This is a genomic window from Faecalicatena contorta, assembly GCF_021531995.1.
Taxonomy (GTDB): domain Bacteria; phylum Bacillota; class Clostridia; order Lachnospirales; family Lachnospiraceae; genus Dorea_A; species Dorea_A contorta_A.
On record NZ_JAFBIZ010000029.1, the window covers coordinates 1 to 17,504 of the forward strand.

The window sequence follows — 17,504 nt, forward strand, 5'->3', positions numbered from 1 at the left end:
ATCATGATCAGAACATGTTCTTTCGAATACTTTTTCTTTACCGGAGGCGGAAGAAGATTATTTTTTGCATAATTGTTGATCATGGTCTTGGTCAGAATCTTATCTTCTTCATAGCGTTTGGTAGAGCTAAGCTCTTTTTCCATAAAAGTAGTCACCTGATCCATATAAAGTTCTATATTGGGAATATCATTCAGTTTCACATATTCAATTCGGGAGATGCTGGATAGTATGCTGTTCAGTAAGTCTTTTGTATCAATTGTCATAGAATCACCTCAATGATATTATTATATAGATTTAAAAACTATATGACAAGTGATTTTTTTCGCGGATCTGTAATTGAGAGATCGTTTTTATCATATGTTACTTGACAGATCATAACAGCATGATAGAATATGTTTGAAAGCTAACAATTCGATTGCTAACAATTTGGAATGAGTAATAGATGAAAAGCAGAGAAAAGAGGATGAGATATGAAACTGGAAGACAAGAGAATCGGGCCGGAGATTCACAGATTAGACCGAAAGCTTTCCAGATATCTGGCGATACATGTAAAAGAGGCAGGACTGGATGAAGTTACAATGATGCATGGATGGATCATACGATATCTGTATCAAAATAGAGAGAAAGATGTATATCAGAAGGATATAGAGAAGCTGTTTTCTGTGAGAAGATCTACGGTGACCAATTTGCTTCAGCTGATGGAGAAAAAGGGATATGTAAGGCGTGAGTCAGTCGCATCGGATGCAAGACTGAAAAAGGTGCTTCTGACTGAAAAAGGCATCGAAAGCCAGGAAACCGCCGGAAAACTGATCGATCATATTGAGGAGGAACTGGCTGATGGAATATCTGAGGAGGAGCTTCAGGTGTTTTATGAGGTGATCCGGAAAATCACAGATAATGTTGAAAAATATACAGGGAAAGACGAAAGGAAGGAGGAACCTGATGATTAGAACGATTTTAAATGAAGTAAAGGAATATAAAAGAGCATCTGTAGTAACCCCGATGTTTATGATCCTGGAAGTTATCATGGAGATGATTATTCCGTATCTGATGGCATCTATCATTGATGACGGAGTAAATGCGGGGGATCTTGATCATATTTACAGAGTTGGAGGAATTATGATCATCGCTGCCGCAGTTGGATTGTTTGCCGGAATGATGGGAGGAAAGTTTGGCGCGAAAGCATCGACCGGTCTGGCAAAAAATTTAAGAGAGGCGATGTTTAATCACATCCAGACTTTTTCATTTTCCAATATTGACAAGTTTAGTACAGCCGGTTTGGTTACGCGTCTGACAACGGATGTCACGAATGTTCAGAATGCATACCAGATGGTTTTGCGTATGTTTACCAGGGCACCTGCAAGCATGATATGCGCTATGATCATGGCTTATACGATTAATGCAAGGCTTGCGACAGTCTATCTGATTGCGGTTCTTGTACTGGGAACGATATTGTTTGCGATTATGAGAAACGCATCCCGATATTTTCAGCAGGCATTTCCCAAATATGATGATCTGAATGCTTCTGTACAGGAAAATGTATCTGCGATTCGTGTGGTAAAGGCCTATGTCAGGGAAGAACAGGAAACAACGAAGTTTCAGAAGGCCAGTGAGAATATCTATCGTATCTTTGTGAAGGCAGAGATGAATCTGGTATACAATGCGCCGCTGATGCAGTTTACTGTATACAGCTGTATCCTGCTGATCAGCTGGATTGGAGCAAAGATGATCACAGCTTCCACACTTTCGACCGGAGAACTCATGAGTCTGCTTACATATTGTATGAATATTTTGATGAGCTTGATGATGATGTCCATGGTTTTTGTTATGATTACGATGAGTATTGCAAGTATACGTCGAATCTCAGAGGTACTGAATGAGACCTGTGATCTTAATAATCCGGAAGATCCGATTACGGAGGTCGAAGATGGGAGTATTGAGTTTCGAAATGTCGATTTTGCTTATCAAAAGGACAGTGAAGAGCCGGTACTGAAGAACATCAATTTGACGATCGTATCCGGTGAGACGATTGGAATTATCGGTGGAACCGGAAGTGCCAAGACGAGTCTTGTGAATCTGATCAGCCGGCTATATGATGTGACAAAAGGATCGATCCTGGTGGGAGGAAAAGATGTCAGAGAATATGACTTGGAAACACTTCGCAATCAGGTGTCAGTGGTCCTGCAGAACAATGTATTGTTTTCGGGAAGTATCCTGGATAACCTTCGCTGGGGAGATCAGGATGCGACGGATGAAGAGTGTATGAGAGCCTGCAGGCTGGCCTGTGCAGATGAATTCATTCAGAGGTTTCCGGATGGATATCATACACATATCGAGCAGGGAGGAAACAACGTGTCAGGAGGGCAGAAGCAGAGACTGTGTATCGCAAGAGCTCTTCTGAAAAAGCCGAAGATACTGATTCTGGATGACAGTACCAGTGCAGTCGATACAGCGACGGATACAAAGATCAGAAAGGCGTTCCGGGAAGAGATACCGGATACGACCAAGCTGATTATTGCACAGAGAATCTCCAGTGTTCAATACGCGGATCGCATTATTGTAATGGAAGAAGGCAGAATCAATGGATTTGGAACGCATGAGGAATTGCTGAAAAGTAATGAGATCTACCGAGAGGTCTATGAATCACAGACCAGGGGTGGTGGAGATTTTGATGAGAAGGAGGGTGAGTAATCGTGGCAGGAGCGATGAATCGTACACCCAGAGGTGTAAAATCACAGGTGAAAAATCCTGGAAAGCTGTTCGTGCGTTTGCTTAAATATGTACTTCAGTATTATAAATTTCGCTGTATAGCGGTTGTATTTCTGATTATCCTCAGTGTTATAGCTAATGTACAGGGAACCATGTTTACTAAAAATCTGATCGATGAATATATAACTCCGTTTCTTCTTACAGACCAACGGGATTTCTCGCCGCTTGCCCATGCAATTGCGAAAGTAGCAGCATTTTATGCAGTTGGTGTGCTGGCAACTTATTTATATAACCGGATTATGGTAAATGTAACACAGGGAACGCTTCGGAATCTTCGAAATGAATTATTTGAACATATGGAAAAGCTTCCGATCCGGTATTTTGATACACATGCGCACGGAGATATCATGTCTGTCTATACAAATGATATCGATACAATCCGACAGATGATCAGCCAGAGTATCCCGCAGCTGATCAGCAGTGCAATCACGATCGTGAGTGTATTTGTCAGTATGGTGATTTTGAATATTCCGTTGACTATAGTGACACTGTTCATGGTCGGAATTATGGTATATTGTTCGAAAAAAGCGGCAGGATTAAGCGGGAAATATTTCCTGCAGCAGCAGAAGAATCTGGGAGCCGTGAATGGGTATATTGAAGAAATGATGAATGGACAGAAGGTTGTGAAAGTATTCTGTCATGAGGAAGAGAATAAAAAAGCCTTTAAGGAGCTGAATGATCAGCTGTATATCAGTGCGGATAAAGCGAATACATATGCCAACATTCTGGGACCGATCAATGCACAGATAGGGAATATCAGTTATGTTGTATGTGCCATTGTCGGAGGAGCGCTTGCGCTGAATCATATCGGTGGATTCACGCTTGGAGGACTTGCCAGTTTTCTGACATTTAATAAGAGTTTCAGCATGCCGATCAATCAGGTCAGTACTCAGCTGAATTCCATCGTCATGGCTATGGCAGGTGCAAACCGAATCTTCCGGCTGATGGACGAAAAGGTGGAAGAAGATCAGGGGTATGTGACTCTGGTCAATGCAAAAGAAGTGGACGGACAACTGACAGAGTGTCCGGAAAGAACCGGAAGGTGGGCGTGGAAACACAGACATCAGGCAGATGAAAGTGTAGATTATGTTGAAGTGAAGGGGGATGTAGTCTTTAACGGGGTGGACTTTGGATACGATCCGGATAAGATCGTACTTCATGATGTAAAATTGTATGCAGAGCCGGGACAGAAGATTGCTTTTGTCGGTTCTACCGGAGCCGGAAAAACGACAATCACCAACCTGATCAATCGGTTTTATGATATTCAGGAGGGCAAGATTCGTTATGATGGAATCAATATCAATAAGATCAGAAAAGGGGATCTCAGGCGTTCTCTCGGAATTGTTCTGCAGGATACACATCTGTTCACCGGAACTGTGAAGGAGAATATCCGGTTCGGCAAGCTGGACGCAACCGATGAAGAGGTGGAGGCAGCAGCGAAACTTGCCAATGCGGACGGATTCATCCGAAGACTTCCCAATGGTTATGATACGATGCTGACCGGTGATGGAGCGAACTTAAGCCAGGGACAGAGGCAGCTTCTTGCAATTGCACGTGCGGCAATTGCAGATCCTCCGGTATTGATTCTGGATGAGGCGACAAGCTCCATTGATACCAGAACCGAGCGTATTGTACAGGACGGTATGGATAAGCTGATGCACGGAAGAACGACATTTGTGATTGCACACCGTCTGTCAACCGTACGGAATTCTGACTGTATCATGGTTCTGGAGCAGGGAAGAATCATTGAACGGGGAACACATGATCAGCTGATCGAAGAGAAGGGAAGATATTACCAATTGTATACCGGAAATGCGATCAGTGCATAAAAAGAGTGGGACTAAAAATGTATATTGCGCGACAGGTGAAAAGTAACTATAATGGAAACAGACATTCGAAAAAGGGGATATCTGAGATGAAATCAACAGTATTATGTTATAACCTGAAGGGCACAAAAAAGGGGAAAAAGATCACTATGATCTTTGGATATCTGGGATATAGAGTCCGTCATGTGGAAAAAAAGGAGTACCTGAAGCCGATTGGAATATTGGTTGGAATGGATGAAGAAAAAGAAGCGTCTGCCGATTATGAAGGCGCAGGATTTGATACGGAGATGCTCGTCATGCATGCGGCAACGGAGGAAATGCTGGATAAAGCACTGTTCCTGATGCGAAAAGAGGGAGTGAAGGTGGATCTGAAGGCCATGGTCACACCGAATAACAGAAGCTGGACTTCTCTGGAGCTGCAGGAAGAGATAGCAAAGGAACACAGGTATATGACAGAAAAGAACAGGGGACAGGAATAGAAAAGGTATAGATGATATAGAAAGGAAACAGAAAGATTGAGCATATATGACACATTAAATGAACAGCAGAAAGAGGCGGTGCTTCATACAGAAGGACCGCTTCTGATACTTGCGGGAGCGGGATCAGGAAAAACCCGTGTACTTACACACCGTATCGCGTATCTGATTGAAGAAAAGGGCGTCAATCCGTGGAACATTCTTGCAATAACATTTACCAATAAGGCTGCCGGAGAGATGCGGGAACGAGTGGACCGCCTGGTAGGATATGGTTCTGAGAGTATCTGGGTCAGCACATTTCATTCCATGTGTGTGAGGATTCTGAGAAGACATATTGGACTTTTGGGATACGATACGAATTTTACGATCTACGATACAGACGATCAGAAGACGTTGATGAAAGATGTGTGTAAGCTTCTGCAGGTGGATACAAAGATATATAAAGAACGTGCTTTGATGGCTGCCATTTCTCATGCCAAAGAAGAGCTGATCACACCGGAGGAGTTTCGTCTGCAGGCGGAAGGTGATTACAGCAGGAGAAAGATTGCAGAAGTGTATGAAGAGTACGAAAAGCAGCTGAAGGCCAATAATGCCCTGGACTTTGACGATCTTCTGGTGAAGACGGTTCAGTTGTTCCAGACACAGAAGGATGTTTTGGAATACTATCAGGAACGTTTTCGGTATATAATGGTGGATGAGTATCAGGATACCAATACGGTACAGTTTCGTCTGATTCAGCTGCTGGCTTCCAGATACCGGAACCTGTGTGTGGTTGGTGATGATGACCAGTCGATCTATAAATTCCGGGGAGCGAACATTAAAAATATTCTCAATTTCGAGCAGGAATTCGAGGATGCAAAGGTGATTAAACTGGAACAGAACTATCGTTCCACTGGAAATATTCTGAATGCTGCCAATGCAGTAATCCGTAATAACCGGGGAAGAAAAGACAAGACACTCTGGACCGACAACGGAGAAGGAGACAAGATACAGTTCCGTCAGTTTGATACGGCGTATGATGAGGCGGAATACATAGCGGAGGATATCCGGGAACATGTGGATCAGGGAGACGGATCTTATCATGATCATGCTATTTTGTATCGCACCAATGCGCAGTCCCGTATGTTTGAAGAAAAGTTTGTGACGGCCAACATTCCATATAAGATTGTAGGTGGAATTAACTTCTATGCCAGACGGGAGATCAAGGATCTGCTGTCCTATCTGAAAACGATAGATAACGGTAAAGATGATCTGGCTGTCAGGAGAATTATCAATGTTCCAAAGCGGGGAATCGGACTGACCAGTATCAACCGGGTGCAGGAATATGCTGCTTCCCGGGAAATTGGATTTTATGAAGCTTTGCAGGGGGCAGATCTGATTCCGAATATCGGAAGAGGTGTCTCAAAACTCGAGTCGTTTGTGGCTCTGATCGAGCATTTTAAAGCAGATGCAAAGGATCTTAGTATCTCGGATCTGATGCAGGAGGTCATCGAAGAGACCGGATATGTAGAGTCTCTGATGGGAGAAGGAGATCCGGAAGAATCACAAAGCCGGATTGAGAATATTGATGAACTTCGAAGTAAGATTGCTGCCTATGAAGAGATGTGTGAGGATCAGAACGAGCCTGCAACCTTAAGTGGTTTCCTGGAGGAGGTGGCGCTTGTGGCTGATATTGACAGTCTGGATGAAGATTCAGATTATGTGGTGCTGATGACGCTTCACAGTGCAAAGGGACTTGAATTCCCGCATGTGTATCTGGCAGGCATGGAGGATGGGCTGTTTCCGAGTTATATGACGATCACGGCAGATGATCCGGAAGAATTGGAAGAAGAGCGGCGCTTATGTTATGTGGGAATTACAAGAGCTGAAAAAGAACTGACCATGACCTGTGCAAGGCGAAGGATGGTGCGCGGAGAGACACAGTATAACAAGATGTCCCGTTTCTTAAAAGAAGTTCCGATGGAACTTCTGGCAACAGGAGCTGTATTCCGGAAAGAAAAAGAGGAAGAATTGAAAAAAGCAGCTTATGTGCAGGCAAGAGAAGCTTTCCGGGCAAAGGCATTTACAGCGGTGAAGCCGACACAGAGTTTTGGAACACCGAAGGGAGGAAAGCTGGACTACGGCGTGGGAGACCGTGTGCGCCATATCAAATTTGGGGAAGGGACAGTCCTGGCAGTTGTGGAAGGCGGCAGAGATTATGAGGTAACGGTTGACTTTGACGGCCCCGGAACCAAGAAGATGTTTGCAGCATTTGCCAGGCTGCAGAAGATATAAAATTGGAATAAAAGGATAGTTTTTTTGATTAAAATTGTAGTAATCCGACCGGGTTGATGGTATAATAAGACTAATAATTGAATTGCCGGAGAGCATTAGAAAGGATGTGGAAGCATGAGTAAGGTAGAGGATATTATTGCAGCATCAAAGCTGAGTGAATTAATGAGCAAAAGAGAGGAAGAAGATAAGCACGGAAAGACCGTTCTCTGGATTCTCGCTATTGTAGGTGCGGTTGCAGCTGTTGCAGGTATTGCTTATGCCGTATATTGTTTCTTTACACCGGATTATCTGGAAGACTTCGAAGATGATTTTGATGATGATTTCGACGATGATTTCTTCAGCGAGGATGACCAGGCTTAATTCGTAAAGAAAAGAATTGAATATGCATGAATAAAAGCAGGTTGGAACCGTATCTGGCATGAAATGGTCATCTGACCTGCTTTTGTCTTGAAATTCCATATATCCGAAAGAATGTGACAGGCAGAGAGTGATAATCAGAAGGGAATAAAAAGGAGAGAAAGATGGAAGAGCAGTGTTTTGCATTGTTGATTGACGCAGATAATGTGTCGGCAAAGTATATCAAGCCGATACTGACAGAATTGTCAAAGTACGGAGTGATCACATATAAAAGAATCTATGGGGACTGGACCAGCACACAGCATTCCAGCTGGAAGGATGAGCTTCTGACCAACTCAATCATGCCGATCCAGCAGTTCAGCTATACACAGGGGAAGAATTCCACAGATTCTGCAATGATCATAGATGCAATGGATATCCTGTATACGAATGATGTTGACGGATTCTGTATTGTATCCAGTGACAGTGATTTTACAAGACTTGTAAGCAGGTTAAGAGAAAGTGGAAAAATTGTGATAGGAATGGGTGAGAATAAGACACCGGAACCATTTCGCAAAGCCTGTGATAAGTTTACGATCCTGGAAAATCTGTTATATGAGCAGAATCCGGGAACGTCCAAAGGTGAAGAATCACATGACAAGCTGAGTAAGGAAAAGATCGAAGATGCGATCATCAAGATGGTAATCGAGAATCAGGATAACAACAAAGCCACCGGGCTGGGTGAAGTGGGAAGCCGTCTGGTCAGTCTGTATCCGGATTTTGATGTACGAAGCTATGGCTATAACATGCTGTCAAAATTTCTGGAGGAATTTTCAAGGATTCAGTTAGTGAAACATGGCAATATTGTGTCTGTGGCGCTTCGGGAAGACCGTGATATGAAAGAAAGTATAGATGGTTATGTGATTGCTCTTCTGAAAAAGGCCGGGAAAACCGGAATCGAACTCAGCATTCTGGGCAATAAAATATATGAAAAGTTCAAAGAGTTCAAGATCAGCGATTATGGATATTCGCAGTTCAATAAATACGTGAAAAGTCTGGAACATGTAAAGGTAGAACAGGATGGTACCATCTTGAAAGCGGTATATAAGAAACAGGAAGATATGCACAAGCCAAGACTCAGTCACAGAAGAGCCGGAGAAGAAAAGCAATAGAAGAAGGAAAGGATACATGATATGAAGAAGGGACAAGTATATGAAGGCATCATTGATGTAGTGGAATTTCCGAATAAAGGAATCATATATCTTCCGGAGGAGGAGCGGTGTGTCATCGTAAAGAACGGAATTCCCGGGCAGAAAGTACGGTTTTCTGTCAATAAGATCCGGAAGGGAAAAGCTGAAGGGCACCTTCTGGAGGTGCTTGAAAAATCACCGCTTGAAATAAACTCTGCATGTCCGCACTTCGGTCAGTGCGGAGGCTGTACCTATCAGAACATGCCCTATGAAGAGCAGCTGAAGATGAAAGAGACTCAGGTAAAAGCCATGATGGACGAAGCGGTAGATGGGGAATATGTCTGGGAAGGTATCAAACCAAGCCCGTTAAAACAGGCATATCGCAATAAGATGGAATTTTCTTTCGGGGATGAATATAAAGATGGACCAATGGCGCTGGGAATGCATAAGCGGGGAAGTTTTCATGATATCGTAAATGTGTCTGACTGCCAGATCGTAGATGAAGATTATCGGAAGATTCTGGTATGCACACTGGAATGTGCAAAAGAGTCCGGATATCCGTATTATCATCGGATGCGTCATACCGGATATTTCCGGCATCTGCTGGTCAGAAAGGCCATAAAGACAGGAGAGATTCTGATAGATCTGGTAACAACGACTGAGCATGCCGTAGATGGAAGCAGTGCATTTGAGCAGAATTGGAAAAATCGCCTTCTCACTTTGAAGCTGGATGGAACGATTGCCGGAATTCTGCATACACAGAATGACAGTGTGGCGGATGTGGTGAAGGATGAAGGAACCGTCATCCTTTATGGACAGAGCTACTTCTATGAGGAACTTCTGGGTCTGAAATTTAAGATTACGCCTTTTTCGTTCTTCCAGACAAATTCTCTGGGGGCAGAAGTCCTATATGAGACCGCAAGAGAATATATCGGCGAGACAAAGGATAAAGTTATCTTTGACCTGTACAGCGGAACCGGAACGATTGCACAGATTCTGGCGCCGGTTGCAAAGAAAGTCGTTGGAGTCGAGATCGTGGAAGAAGCTGTTGAAGCTGCAAAGGAAAATGCAAAATTAAACGGACTTGAAAATTGTACCTTCTGGGCAGGAGATGTGTTAAAAGTCATTGATGAACTGGGAGAAGTTCCAGATCTGATTATGCTGGATCCCCCAAGAGACGGGGTGCATCCGAAGGCGCTGGAGAAGATCACCAACTTTGGTGTGGATAAGATGGTGTATATCGCATGTAAGCCGACCAGCCTGGCGAGAGATCTGGAGATGCTGCAGGGAAGAGGGTACCAGGTGGAAAGAATCGCATGCGTGGATCTTTTCCCGAATACGGTGCATGTTGAGACGGTAGTACTTTTGTCCCACAAGTCACCGGATAGCCATATTAATGTAACGGTTGAATTTGGAGATGGTGAGGGAAAAGTACCACTGGATAAGATTGTGGAGCGAGCAAAACAACATCAGCCTGTTCCAAAAGCTACATATAAAATGATACAAGAGTATGTGGAAAAGAAATATGGGTTTAAAGTACATACCGCATATATCGCAGAGGTAAAAAGAAATTTAGGATTGCCGATGTATGATGCACCTAATATGGTAGAAGAGTTGAAACAGCCGAGAAGGCATCCGACAGTGGAGAAGGTAGAATCGATAAAGGATGCATTAAAGTATTTTGGGGTGATTTAATGGATGAAAGAATTTATCAGTTTGCAAAGCCAGTAATCCAAATTAATCAGAATGCATACGAAGTATATTGCCCTTTAGTTAAAGATGTATGCAGCAGAACTGTGTCAGAAGATGAATTGTCGCATTTGTTAGATTATTTGCTGGATTTTGCTTGTGATGAAAAAATATTGGGATTGTATAAAGAGGTGTGCAGAAGATATTTGTATACATATCCTGGTTGTATTAAGTTTTATATTGAAGCATATCGGGGAATGTGGGAAGACGAAGATAGTTAGTCAACAGAACTTTCTTAAAAGTGACAGTGATTATGATTCTTTGATAAAATTTTGATGTGATTGCAGGAGGAGAAATGGGGAAAATAATTAAAGATACGCTTCATGCGAACGGAATAGATATTGGAATTTACACACAGGATTTTGAAAACGAATTTATTTCATTGACAGATATTGCTCGGTATAAGAGCGATGATCCAACAGCGGTTATTCAAAATTGGATGAGAAATCGGGATGTGATAGAATTTCTAGGACTATGGGAAAGACTTCATAATCCTGATTTTAAACCCCTCGAATTCGAGGGGTTTAGAAAGCAAGCGGGAGCAAATGCATTTACAATGTCACCTAAGAAGTGGATAGAAGCAACTGCTGCAATTGGTATTGTTTCAAAAGCAGGGCGTTATGGTGGTACCTATGCTCACAGTGATATTGCCATGTCGTTTGCTACATGGATTTCACCGGAATTCCAGTTGTATATTATGAAAGATTATCGAAGATTAAAAACTGATGAAAATAGCCGATTATCTTTGAACTGGAATTTAAATAGAGAAATCTCTAAGCTAAATTACAGGATACATACAGATGCAATTAAAGAGAACTTGCTTCCGCCAGAATTAACACCAGCTCAGATTTCTTTTACATATGCGAACGAAGCAGATATGTTGAATGTTGTCCTTTTTGGAAAGACAGCAAAACAATGGAAAGATGAACATCCGTCTGTGAAAGGAAACATGAGGGATGTAGCAACACTGAATCAACTACTAGTACTTGCGAATTTAGAAAGTTATAATGCTATTTTGATCAATCAGGGGAAAAGCCAGAAAGAACGAATGGAATTACTGCGTCAATTAACAGTACAGCAGTTACAGACATTGGAGACAGTGAGTTTAAGTAATCTCCCGAGATTGGGAACAATCTCACAGAAAGATTAGGTTAAAATAGGGATATCTTGTGGGAAAAGGGTAATATCGTTGAGACGGTCTGCTTGATGTCTAGGAAAGAGAAATGAATAGCGAAAAGTAGCGTATTTTGATATGCTCCCCATATGGTAGACAATGGAAATATCCAAAATCTATCATATGAGGAGTATTTTTATGTCTAAAAAGAAATATAGCAAGGAATTCAAATTGAAGGTGTTAAAGGAACATGAAGAGGGAGCTTCTTTTTATTCTCTAGAAAAGAAATATGACATTGTACTTGGTACAGTAAAAAGATGGAATGCAGCTTTCAAAGCACATGGAGAAACAGCTCTTGATCGCCACAATAGCAATCTATGGTAAGCGAGAGTGTGAAACTTTGGACCTGTTGACAAACTAGAGAGAAATGAATTTCTGTATGGTATACTTATTATATCAATTGCAGGAGGTCATTATTTATGATGGGAAAACAAAGCGGACAAATCCAGATGGTAATTCTTGACATAGATTCTATGATCCCAGAAGATCATCTTCTGAGATGGATTAAAAACTGTGTAAATTTTGATTTTATATACGAAAAGGCAGCCCCCTATTATTCCCATGTTGGCAGAAAATCTATCGATCCTGTTGTTCTGGTAAAAATGCTGCTGATTGGTTATCTTTATGGGATCAAATCAGAGCGGAGACTTGAAGAGGAAGTATCTCTTAACCTTGCTTACCGCTGGTTTTGTGGAATTGATCTTATGTATAGAGTACCGGATCACTCAACGTTTAGCCAGAATAGAAAAAGACGTTTTCAAGAGGCCGGCATATTCCGGAAAATTTTTAATGAGATCGTACTGAAGTGTATAGAGCTTGGGATCGTATCGGGAGAAACTGGTGTTGCTGATGGTTCATTCCTTCCGTCCAATGTGTCTTGGGAAAGCCGCTATGAGGCGGTTGAGACGGTCCAACGTTCCACTGTAAAATATATGGAAGAATTGGAAGCAGAGCTTTCATTCATGCCTGGTTATAAAGAACCGGAAAATGTAAAAAAAGAGAAAGAATCTTTAAAAAGCCGGACAGATCCAGAGTGTGGTTATATCCACCAGGCTCGTAAAAAGGGGCTGGGTTATCTGACGGAGATGACAGTGGATACCAGGCATGACATTATTACGGGGGTGGACTGTTATCCAGCTAACCAGAGGGAAAGTGATATTATCCTGGACCATTTGAAAGGACAGTCTTGTAAATATCAGGAAATTGGATTAGATGGTGGATATGATATAGGAGCGATACACAGAGGGCTGGAGTTATTAGGGGTCCAAGGTTATACAGCTATACGTGAATATCAGAACAATGCAATGAAAAAGGGATTCTGTTATGAGGACGAAACAGATCGCTTTGTATGTAGACAGGGAGAATATTTAGCATTTCAGAAATTAATTTATAAAAAGTCAACGCAGAACTATTACCGTTTATATAGCCGTTCAAAAAAACAATGTAAAAACTGCCCGGATTTTTCAGCCTGTGCCACAGATCTCGGTACAGTCAGAATCAATGCGAGTGCTTATTATCCCTCTTTTTATCGAAATAGAAAAAAAGTAGGGACCAGTGATTATCTGAGGGTCATGAGGCCTAGGAAGATATGGGCAGAAGGAACATTCGCAGTTTTAAAACGAGAACATAAATTGAATAAAATCCAGAAAAGAGGCCTTCAGAAAGCGATAGAAGAATGCCTCTTATCGGCAACGGCATTAAATCTAAAACGGCTGGCAAAAGCGGTTTGAATAACCGAATTTACCAGCTGTTTTATGTCATTTCAAAAAACATGTAGAAATAAACACTGAAAAAGTGAGTTTGTCAACAGGTCCTTTTCTTCATAGTCTCGCAAAAATGTATGATACCTTTTAGCACAAGCCTTTTTATATGAAGATAACTTGATTTCTAAATCTTACTGGTGCAATAGTTTGCAATAATCCCTTAGTTTAAATTATTTGCATATTCTTTCACGTGGTTCAGGAATTCTTTTATTACACGTGGCATACCTTCCACGGGATTAAATGCAATTCCGATCGTGCGATAGAAATGTTCTGCAAATGGTCTGACACATATGTCAAACGGAGCATTTAGGATCAGAAGTTTGGGGAGAATCGTTATCCCGAATCCCTGTTCAACCATTTTCAGTACGGCATAGTCATCGTTCAGGCGATAGCGAATCTGCGGAACGATCTTGTTTTGACGGAAAATCTCTCCCGTTTCATAGTCAAGTTCATCAGAAGGGAGAATATAAGGTTCATGTTTGATATCTGCAAAGGGAACACATAATCTGTCCGCAAGAGGATGGTTCAGTGGAGTGACAAGCATCATCTCGTCCTTGAAAAGAGGGATGAACGTGATTCCTTTCGCTGCGACAGATGTTGTGTAGATCAAATCCACCTCTTTCTCTTCCAGTCTTTTATGTAATCCCTGAAATCCATCTACAGACATGCAAAAATCCACCTGAGGATATTTTTCGGAAAAGTCTTTTAAGAGATCAGGTAGCCAGTGGTATGCAACACTTTGGATGGTTCCGATTCGGATTTTGCCATGGTCAATACTCTGGAGATCTCTGGCAATGTGATCCATATGATCCAGCTCAGCGCATACCGTTTTCAGGGAATCGAAGATGCCTTCGCAGTAGGGGTTTGCCACCATTCCCTGTTTGGTTCTCTGAAAGAGCGTAATTCCCAGTCGGTTTTCATAGGCTTTGATGGTCTGACTGACTGCAGAGTGGGTATAGTTCAGCTTCTCAGCGGCTTTAGAGATACTTTGCTCTTCATAAACAGTCAGTATCACTTTGTATTTATTCATAGCGGTCGCTCCTTTGCTTTTTCATAAAACGAAAGTAAATGTTACAAATTTTAATATATGTTGTTAGATATACTTCATTTATAACGAAAGATAAGACGGTTTGTCAAGATGTTAAAAAAAATGAATGTTATGATCAGTTTTTGTATCTTTTTCTTACATTAAAATATGTGTATGATGAGAGTAGGAAAATGATAATCAATTGTCAAATGGATCGGACGCGGAAACAATTCCTGTCGCTGCAGGAGGAAGTGTCTTGAACCACGGAGGAGGAAAAATATGGGCTACAGTTATTGGAACGGAGTAGAGACTGCTCATCGTCGAGTTATGATGAAGGCAGCAGGATATTCAGATGAGGATATTCGTAAGAAACCTCATATCGGCGTGCCGAATTCATATATGTCAGGTTCCCCCGGAACTGCACATTTACGTCAGGTAACAGAGGCAGTAAAGGAAGGAATCTGGGCGGCAGGCGGTATTCCGGTTGAATTTGGAATTCCTGCAACTTGTGGAAACGTTGCAAATGGTGCGGATGAGATGAAATACGAACAGGTTGGAAGAGACATTGTTGCAATGTCAATTGAGTTCGTATCAAGAGTGCACAATTTTGATGCAATCTGTTGTGTGGCATCCTGTGATCTTATCATTGCCGGATGTTATCTTGCAGCATGCAGACTGGACATTCCGGCTATGGTTGTGACCGGTGGATCCATGCAGGCTGGTAACTATTGTGGAAAGACAGTTGTTGAAGCAGACCTTGATTCAGCCAGATTCTCAGGTGCCAGTGAAGAAGAACTTCTGGAAATGGAGGAAAGTGTGTGTCCGTCATTTGGTGCATGTCCTTCCATGGGAACTGCAAATACAATGCAGATGCTTGGAGAAGTTTTGAATCTTGTTATGCCGGGAACATCTACCATTCCGGCATCTGACAATGCGAGACTCAGAGCTGCAAGAACTGCGGGCAAGTATATGGTAAAAATGGCAAAAGAGGGAAGAGCACCAAAGGATATCATTACAAAGGATGTTCTTGAAAATGCAATTATGTTCGATATGGCAGTTGCAGGTTCTACCAATGCAGTACTTCATCTTCTGGCTTATGCGTATGAGCTTGGAATTGAGCTGACACTTGCTGATTTTGAAAAATATGCAAAAGAAATATACTGTATTAATGCAGTTATACCTAGCGGTCCGTATACGGTTGTTGATCTTCACTATGCAGGCGGCGTAAAGGGAATTATGAAACAGCTTGAGTCAAAGCTTCATACAGATGCACCTACGATGTATGGAAATACATGGGGAGATATTCTTGAAACAGTGAAGCCTGAGACTAACAAAGTCATCCATTCTCTGGATAATCCGGTTTCAAAGGAGCCTGGACTTAAGATCCTGCGCGGTAACATATCTCCTGCAGGAGCAATCGTAAGACCTACGGCTGTATTTGAGGAAGTTATGTATATCAAGGGTAAGGCGAAAGTATTTGAAGGCGATCAGCCGGCCTATGATGCAATTATGGCAGGAGAGATCGTTCCTGGTGATATTATCGTAATCCGTTACGAAGGCTGTAAAGGCGCACCTGGTATGAAAGAACTTATGCTCAGCATCGATGCACTGATTGCAAAGGATCTCCATAAGAGTGTTGGTCTGATCACAGATGCACGTTTCTCCGGATTTAACTATGGTGCCATTGTTGGTCATGTCTCTCCGGAAGCTTATGACGGAGGCGTGATTGCATTGATCGAGAACGGCGATGAGATTGAGATGGATATTGCCGGTGGTACTGTTAATCTTCTCGTATCAGATGAGGTTCTTGCAGAGAGAAGAAAGAGCTGGGTACGTCCGCCGCTCAAACAGGAAAAGGGTGTACTTAAGATATATGCAGAGAACTGCAGGCCTGCAGAGCAGGGTGGTGCTATGCAACCATGGGATCTGGATGCAAATTATAATTATCATCACGTATAAGAGAGTTTTTGAGAAAATGATTTAAGATTATACATATTATAATAATGAGAGAAGGGAGAACCACATGATTATTTTCGTACTTCGTGTTATAATGGTGTTGTTTGTTATTTGGCTGTTTGCTGCGCTGATTAAAGATTATAAGAAAAGCGGAACAAAGCTTAGCGAAGTTCCCATGGGTGAAAAGGCAGCATACGCGGTTATGGGATTCGTACTCAACCTGCTTGATACACTGGGAGTTGGAAGTAATGCAACACAGGCTGCATTCTTTAAATTTACGAAACTGAGTCCTGATGAAGAACTTCCGGGAAATGGAAATGTTATCTTTGGTATTCCGGTTATCGTTGAAGCGCTTCTTTTTATGACGGTTATTGATGTGGATACGCTTACATTGTTCTCCATGCTGATTGCGGCAATGCTTGGTGGTATTGTAGGAGGAAAAGTAATTGCACATCTTCCGGTACAGAAGATCCGTACCATTCTCTCTATTACACTTCCATGTGTAGCAGTGATTCTGGTGTGTAAGGTGAACGGATTCGGTCCATTCGGTCTGATGGGAGAAGCAACCGCGCTTGCAGGCGGGAAACTGATCATTTCCATTATCATTAACTTTGTTCTTGGAATGCTTATGTGTGCAGGCGTTGGTCTCTATGCACCATGTATGGCACTTTGTGCATTGATGGGACTGAACATCACAGTAGCTTTCCCGATCATGATGGGATCCTGTGCACTGTTGATGCCACCTGCAAGTATGGAGTTTATTAAGGCAGGAAGATATAATCGTAAGGCAGCTTTGATTGCCAGCGTGACCGGTATTTTAGGTGTACTGGCAGCATACTACATTGTAAAATCCATGCCGGTTAACATCCTGACGTATATCGTTGCAGTTGTACTTATTTATATGGCAGTTACATTTATTATTTCAAATAAAAAAGATAAAGCAAAATAACAAATAAAACAGGTT

At 42.1% G+C, this 17,504-nt stretch carries 16 protein-coding genes; 14 read left to right on the forward strand and 2 right to left on the reverse strand.

Going from position 1 to position 17,504, the window contains the following annotated elements; translation table 11 throughout:
* Nucleotides 1-263 (reverse strand): DUF1836 domain-containing protein (locus JQM82_RS05785; protein WP_235249104.1); only part of this gene is annotated, 263 nt, incomplete at its 3' end.
* 207 nt (nt 264-470) lie between these two features.
* Between JQM82_RS05785 and JQM82_RS05790 the strand changes: the two genes are divergently transcribed.
* The 12 genes from JQM82_RS05790 (at nt 471) to JQM82_RS05845 (ending at nt 13,524) form a co-directional block, all read left to right on the forward strand.
* A complete protein-coding gene (locus JQM82_RS05790; RefSeq protein ID WP_235249105.1) occupies nt 471-950 on the forward strand; it encodes a MarR family winged helix-turn-helix transcriptional regulator in 480 nt (159 codons plus the stop codon).
* Nucleotides 943-2,691 carry an ABC transporter ATP-binding protein gene (locus JQM82_RS05795; protein ID WP_235249107.1) on the forward strand — a complete coding sequence of 583 codons (1,749 nt, stop codon included), beginning with the start codon at nt 943-945 and terminating at the stop codon, nt 2,689-2,691. Before JQM82_RS05790 ends, JQM82_RS05795 begins: the two co-directional genes overlap by 8 nt.
* A gap of 14 nt (nt 2,692-2,705) precedes the next feature.
* Complete coding sequence (locus JQM82_RS05800; RefSeq protein ID WP_235249129.1) at nt 2,706-4,598, forward strand: ABC transporter ATP-binding protein; 1,893 nt, start codon at nt 2,706-2,708, stop codon at nt 4,596-4,598.
* Between the two features lie 86 nt (nt 4,599-4,684).
* The gene (locus JQM82_RS05805; protein ID WP_235249108.1) at nt 4,685-5,074 is read left to right on the forward strand and encodes a DUF3783 domain-containing protein; all 390 of its coding nucleotides are present in this window, start codon (nt 4,685-4,687) and stop codon (nt 5,072-5,074) included.
* Between the two features lie 36 nt (nt 5,075-5,110).
* On the forward strand, nt 5,111-7,345 hold the full coding sequence (gene pcrA / locus JQM82_RS05810; RefSeq protein ID WP_235249109.1) for a DNA helicase PcrA: 2,235 nt from the start codon (nt 5,111-5,113) through the stop codon (nt 7,343-7,345).
* Nucleotides 7,346-7,459: 114 nt separating this feature from the next.
* Complete coding sequence (locus JQM82_RS05815; protein ID WP_235249110.1) at nt 7,460-7,705, forward strand: DUF4366 domain-containing protein; 246 nt, start codon at nt 7,460-7,462, stop codon at nt 7,703-7,705.
* Nucleotides 7,706-7,866: 161 nt separating this feature from the next.
* Nucleotides 7,867-8,853: an NYN domain-containing protein gene (locus tag JQM82_RS05820; RefSeq protein ID WP_235249111.1), complete on the forward strand. Its 987-nt coding sequence runs from the start codon at nt 7,867-7,869 to the stop codon at nt 8,851-8,853.
* Nucleotides 8,854-8,874: 21 nt separating this feature from the next.
* A complete protein-coding gene (rlmD, locus tag JQM82_RS05825; RefSeq protein ID WP_235249112.1) occupies nt 8,875-10,566 on the forward strand; it encodes a 23S rRNA (uracil(1939)-C(5))-methyltransferase RlmD in 1,692 nt (563 codons plus the stop codon).
* On the forward strand, nt 10,566-10,841 hold the full coding sequence (locus JQM82_RS05830; RefSeq protein WP_235249113.1) for a hypothetical protein: 276 nt from the start codon (nt 10,566-10,568) through the stop codon (nt 10,839-10,841). Before rlmD ends, JQM82_RS05830 begins: the two co-directional genes overlap by 1 nt.
* A 74-nt stretch (nt 10,842-10,915) precedes the next feature.
* A complete protein-coding gene (locus tag JQM82_RS05835) occupies nt 10,916-11,770 on the forward strand; it encodes a KilA-N domain-containing protein (protein ID WP_235249114.1) in 855 nt (284 codons plus the stop codon).
* 162 nt (nt 11,771-11,932) lie between these two features.
* Complete coding sequence (locus JQM82_RS05840; protein WP_235249115.1) at nt 11,933-12,118, forward strand: transposase; 186 nt, start codon at nt 11,933-11,935, stop codon at nt 12,116-12,118.
* Between the two features lie 95 nt (nt 12,119-12,213).
* Complete coding sequence (locus JQM82_RS05845; RefSeq protein ID WP_235249116.1) at nt 12,214-13,524, forward strand: IS1182 family transposase; 1,311 nt, start codon at nt 12,214-12,216, stop codon at nt 13,522-13,524.
* Nucleotides 13,525-13,717: 193 nt separating this feature from the next.
* Here the strand turns inward: JQM82_RS05845 and JQM82_RS05850 are convergent, their stop codons facing one another.
* Complete coding sequence (locus JQM82_RS05850) at nt 13,718-14,587, reverse strand: LysR family transcriptional regulator (RefSeq protein WP_235249117.1); 870 nt, start codon at nt 14,585-14,587, stop codon at nt 13,718-13,720.
* Nucleotides 14,588-14,863: 276 nt separating this feature from the next.
* Here JQM82_RS05850 and ilvD point away from each other — a divergent pair, with 276 nt between their 5' ends.
* Nucleotides 14,864-16,543, forward strand: a complete 1,680-nt coding sequence (gene ilvD / locus JQM82_RS05855; RefSeq protein ID WP_235249118.1) for a dihydroxy-acid dehydratase — start codon at nt 14,864-14,866, stop codon at nt 16,541-16,543.
* Between the two features lie 64 nt (nt 16,544-16,607).
* Nucleotides 16,608-17,489: a permease gene (locus JQM82_RS05860; RefSeq protein WP_235249119.1), complete on the forward strand. Its 882-nt coding sequence runs from the start codon at nt 16,608-16,610 to the stop codon at nt 17,487-17,489.
* Nucleotides 17,490-17,504: the final 15 nt, after the last annotated feature.